Origin of the sequence: Streptomyces sp. PA03-1a, from assembly GCF_033792805.1 — a bacterium.
GTDB lineage: Bacteria > Actinomycetota > Actinomycetes > Streptomycetales > Streptomycetaceae > Actinacidiphila.
Window position 1 is genome coordinate 1 of sequence record NZ_JARAVO010000516.1, and the last position, 592, is coordinate 592.

Genomic DNA, 592 nt, shown 5'->3' on the forward strand with positions numbered 1-592 from the left:
GCGGTGTCCCCGGCACCGAAGGTGCGCACCAGGTCCTCGACCACCACCATCGCCTCGGAGGCCGCCCCGTCGCCCCCCGGGCCCTCACACCGTTCCAGCAGTCCCTCGCTCATGCCCGCCAGCATAAGCGCCACCAAGCTGAGCCCCTGTTCACACGATGGAAACAAACGCAGGCTTAAGATGACGATGAGCATCCGATCGTGCGCCCACCCACTTTCGTGTGGCAATGGGGCAGTTGTTGGTCACGTCGTGGCATGGGCGTAGTCTGTGTCGCTCCCCCCGCTCGGCGGTGACCTGGTCGTGCACTCGCAACACACTGTTATGGGCATCGAGAACGGGGGGCATGGTGCCGGGCTTCGTTTTGCTGCGCCTGCGCGCGCACCGGCTGCTACTCGCTGCCGCATTGTTGTCCGTCGTCCTGACCACCTGCGCCGTGGCCACGCTGGCCGCGTTCAGCGCCGCGGTCGGGGACGCCGGACTGCGGCGCGCGCTTCAGGGGCCGTCGGCCGCCAGGACGCTGATCGACGTGACGTCCGAGGTGACGGACCAGGACGCCGGGCGGTTGGACTCCCGCGTGCGCAAGACCCTCGCG

The 592-nt window shown here is 68.6% G+C and carries 1 protein-coding gene; it reads left to right on the top strand.

Annotation, left to right across the window (positions count from 1 at the left end):
* Positions 1 to 343 precede the first annotated feature (343 nt).
* Positions 344 to 592: hypothetical protein (locus PV341_RS45250; RefSeq protein WP_500361084.1), on the top strand; the 249-nt coding region annotated here is incomplete at its 3' end.